Origin of the sequence: Dictyobacter arantiisoli (assembly GCF_008326305.1) — a bacterium.
In the GTDB taxonomy this organism is placed as follows: domain Bacteria; phylum Chloroflexota; class Ktedonobacteria; order Ktedonobacterales; family Ktedonobacteraceae; genus Dictyobacter; species Dictyobacter arantiisoli.
In genome coordinates, this window is sequence record NZ_BIXY01000186.1 from 1 (window position 1) to 3,725 (window position 3,725).

Sequence of the window (3,725 nt, forward strand, 5' to 3'; positions counted from 1 at the left end):
CTCATCCTTTTTCGTCCTTTCTTGCTCAGCTTATCGCTTTTCTTGTTCAGCTTTTTTGCGGACAACCTGAACAGGTACGATGAGGGCACTCACGCTCAGGTCTCGATGACGGAAAACCATACAAGGCAGGGAGTTCTTGCTTCACCTCTATTTGTTGGTGCAGGTCTTTGAACGCTCGAATGTGATGGACTGAGATATTTTCGTGTGAACCACACAATTCGCAGGTATCTGCAAGCAGTCGTTTTTCGAGTTCTGTGTGTCCTGTCCAGATCCAAGTTTGTTTCGGTTGATCGTTGAGGATGACCTGTGATTTTCTTTTTCCGGCTATAGGCTCCCAATTTGCGTAAGATCGTGGAGGGGATAATCTTTCCGGCCTTGATGGACAGCGCAACTCGGATCATATCGGGCAAATGCGTGGCAATAAGATCCCAATCAATGGCGTCGGAGAAGAGACTGTCGAGATGGGTGTAGTGAATATCTGGATCAGGACGAAAGAGCGTCAGATCTTTCCAGTTCTTAATCCTTGGCATGAGGGAGATTCCGAGCAAGTGAGCCAACCCAAAGATCGTCGTACTTTGTGCGTGGGTATCACCATGCACCGTCTCTGGCCGAACAGACGCTTGCTCTTTTTCAAACATATCGAGGATGTACGCCCCCTCATGCACCCCACACGGAATGAAGCGACTAAACAAGGCGATATACGTATCCGACACATGATAATACCCAATCCCGCCGTATCCTCCATATCTTATGTGATATTCTGCCAGTAAGTTCTGTTCATACATTTCCCACTTGGTTCCATCAGCAGAGGCGCGTTTTCCTGTCCCCCAATACTTGGGCAAATGGAACCGATTATACGCCTCCGTGACACAACGGATCGCCTCATCCAGTTTCTCTTCGGTGATATGATGCTGATTGACCCAGGACAGATCGCGACGTTCTACTCCAGTCAGTGACCGTGCGGTTTGAGATGGGCCGAGATTACAGCCATAGCAAAACGCGAGAGCAACATAGCGGGCAATCGCATCTTCCAGCTTGGTGGCATGCCCGGAGAGTGGGCCGAAAAAACGCGACCAGTTGAGCCATTGCTCGGTCTGGGTGAGGACATCGAGCAGAGAGATGGGCTTCAGGCGTTCTGCCAGGAATTGCTCCAGGGTTGAGAGTCCCTCGGGATCGGCCTGCTTCTCGACGGGACGCAGGATGAGTTCTCCTTTTTCAAAGCGCAGATATTGGTTCGTTGGAAAGGCATCGTCTGTTTGTGTGATCCTGGCATGGAGCCAGTCGCGCAGATAGTTGACCAATGCTTGCCCATCGGTGGGCAGTCCGACCAGCGTCCCATAAGCACTGACCTGCTGTGCATATTCCTTCCAGGAAATGAGTTCTTCACCTTCCCTTCCGCGATCCCGCGAAGATGTGTGCAGGAAGCAGCTTGCGCTGTTCAGTGACGGTAAATAAGTGATCAATGAGCAGACGCATATGAGTTAGCGTTGGGCTAGCAGGCTCCTGCTTGAGCAATTCCCAGGGAGAGAGTTGTTGCCCAGGCTGGACAGTAAACAGGGCATCCAGAGAGACACGTGCTTCCTCTGGGATGGCCTGATACACGCGGCGATACAACCCTCGTGTGGTTATTGCTCGCACATGATGAGCGGCTTTGTCTAGCAGCAAGAAGGGCGGTAACTCAAAGCAGTTCTTAGTGAGCTCATCCAGAGCCACGTTAATTATGAAGCCCATTCTACCCGAAGGACAGACGAGGCATCCTCATCACAAATGAGCTTCATGCCACAAGCTATCACAACACCCGCGCTCACCTGCTATCGTACTTACCTCCAAAAAGAGCTTCATCAGAAGCCCAATTCAGTGAATAGAGCGTTAATCAGCTTAAAACGCTATTTCGGTTGGGCTATGCAGGAGCAGTTCATTTCTTACGATCCCTCTGCCCCAGTGAAACTGGTTGGCGAAGAAGAGCATGCTCCTCGCCATCTAGAAGATGAGGAAGAACAAGCATTGGTCGCAGCCGTGACCAACGAAGGGACGCTCAGAGATCGTGTCCTGATTGTCTTGCTTCTGCATACGGGGTTGTGAGCCAAAGAAATCTGCCAACTGCCAACAAGGTCAGGTAAAGATGGGCAAACGAAGCGGGACACTCGAAGTCGTTGGCAAGCGCAATAAGTACCGCGAAGTTCCACTCAATGTCACGGCTCGCAAAGTGCTAGAGGAGTATCTTCCAACCCTTTCTGTTGAGAGAGCATTTCTCTTCCCCTCAAGCAAGACAAAGGACACATTATCTGAACGCGCATTAGGCTATATCGTTAAAAAATATGCATCTTTTGCAAAGCTCTCTGATGTAAGTCCCCACGATCTACGCTATCGGTTTGGTTATTGTATGGCGGAAGCTGTGCCGCTGCATCGCTTAGCACAAATCATGGGGCATGATGCGTTGGACACCACAAGATTGTACGTTCAAGGGACGAGACATGATTTACAGCAAGCTGTTGAGACAATTGCATGGATATAGAAGAGATTACAGTAGAGCAGAGGGTAGAAATCTTTGTGAGTTATGCACGCGATGTAGATTGGTCCCCTGATGGTAAGCATATTGTTTCTGGAGATGGTAATGGAATGATCCAGCTATGGAAGCCATTTACCGGAGAATGTATCCATACCTATTGGTCAAATGATGAAGTAAGTGATGTCGCTTGGTCTCCTCAAGGATGGTCTATCGCTGCTGCATGTACGGCTTTTCATAGCCGATTTCCCAATGAGCGCTTAGATTCGTTTCAATCTGCTCTTCTTGTAAAGAGTCCTACCTTTCTGCACACTACCATCGCCTCGTGCTCCGACGAGGAGGCAAGAAAGCGACGATTGCGGTGGGACATACCTTATTAGTGATCGTGTATCATGTCTTAGCTGATGAGAAAGACTACCAGGAACTGGAAGGCAACTTCTTCGACGAACACGATCAGCAAGCAGTCCAAAAGCGGCTTGTTCACCGCTTAGAGATGCTTGGGTATGAGGTCACCTTAGCGCCAACCTCACCGGCTGCTTAGTGCTCACATGAGCCAGAGCGAAACATCTCCATGAACCGACAGCACTCTGCTTCTCAGTTGAGGAGTGTTGTACTCTCTGCGATCATTTGCACGGCTTTCCTTTTTCAGGGGAGCCAACCATGAGCTTGCAGCTCGCCACCGTCCATGAAAAAGAGTAGAATGGTACAGGACGTTCAACGCCAAGAGGTCGGTGATACACTAGTGCGATGAGCCTGAAGGGGAGTCCGACCCGGGTGCTGAGAGGTACCACCGTCTGTCGCCGTCTCGAAGAACCTTCTCGAGACGAGCACGAAGAAGAGATTCTTCATGAGGAAGCACCCCGTTGTCCGGTCCAACACAACACACCACAGTGATGGAGGCAACCGATGGAATTGGTCTATGAACGCTGCTGCGGTTTGGATGTCCACAAGAAGATGGTCGTTGCCTGTTTGATCCTGGTCATCAATGGACGCCGGCAGAAGGAGATACGCACCTTTCAAACAACCACACAGGAATTGTTACGATTGCTTGACTGGTTGACTGCCGCAGATGTCACACACGTCGCAATGGAGTCAACGGGAGTCTATTGGAAACCCATTTTTAACATCTTGGAAGGCCACGCTGAACTCCTGGTCGTAAACGCGCAGCACATCAAAGCAGTGCCTGGGCGCAAGACCGATGTGCGCGACGCAGAGTGGA

7 protein-coding genes are annotated in these 3,725 nt (G+C 50.3%); 5 read left to right on the plus strand and 2 right to left on the minus strand.

Features of this window, described 5'->3' with window-relative positions:
- Window positions 1–95 precede the first annotated feature (95 nt).
- Complete coding sequence (locus tag F1593_RS27525; RefSeq protein ID WP_172632516.1) at window positions 96–1,463, minus strand: Tn3 family transposase; 1,368 nt, start codon at window positions 1,461–1,463, stop codon at window positions 96–98.
- A complete protein-coding gene (locus F1593_RS27530) occupies window positions 1,384–1,713 on the minus strand; it encodes a hypothetical protein (RefSeq protein ID WP_149404752.1) in 330 nt (109 codons plus the stop codon). Before F1593_RS27530 ends, F1593_RS27525 begins: the two co-directional genes overlap by 80 nt.
- Before the next feature lie 63 nt (window positions 1,714–1,776).
- On the opposite strand from F1593_RS27530, the gene F1593_RS27535 reads away from it, so the two are divergent.
- From F1593_RS27535 to F1593_RS27555, 5 genes are all read left to right on the plus strand, one after another.
- The gene (locus tag F1593_RS27535) at window positions 1,777–2,082 is read left to right on the plus strand and encodes a site-specific integrase (RefSeq protein ID WP_149404753.1); all 306 of its coding nucleotides are present in this window, start codon (window positions 1,777–1,779) and stop codon (window positions 2,080–2,082) included.
- Between the two features lie 40 nt (window positions 2,083–2,122).
- Window positions 2,123–2,515: a tyrosine-type recombinase/integrase gene (locus F1593_RS27540; RefSeq protein ID WP_149404754.1), complete on the plus strand. Its 393-nt coding sequence runs from the start codon at window positions 2,123–2,125 to the stop codon at window positions 2,513–2,515.
- Window positions 2,506–2,886, plus strand: coding sequence for a WD40 repeat domain-containing protein (locus F1593_RS30090; protein WP_149404755.1), 381 nt, complete (start codon window positions 2,506–2,508; stop codon window positions 2,884–2,886). The genes F1593_RS27540 and F1593_RS30090 overlap by 10 nt, the downstream gene beginning before the upstream one ends.
- Complete coding sequence (locus F1593_RS27550; protein ID WP_149404756.1) at window positions 2,868–3,047, plus strand: hypothetical protein; 180 nt, start codon at window positions 2,868–2,870, stop codon at window positions 3,045–3,047. Before F1593_RS30090 ends, F1593_RS27550 begins: the two co-directional genes overlap by 19 nt.
- Before the next feature lie 365 nt (window positions 3,048–3,412).
- Window positions 3,413–3,725 (plus strand): IS110 family transposase (locus tag F1593_RS27555; protein ID WP_149404757.1); only part of this gene is annotated, 313 nt, incomplete at its 3' end.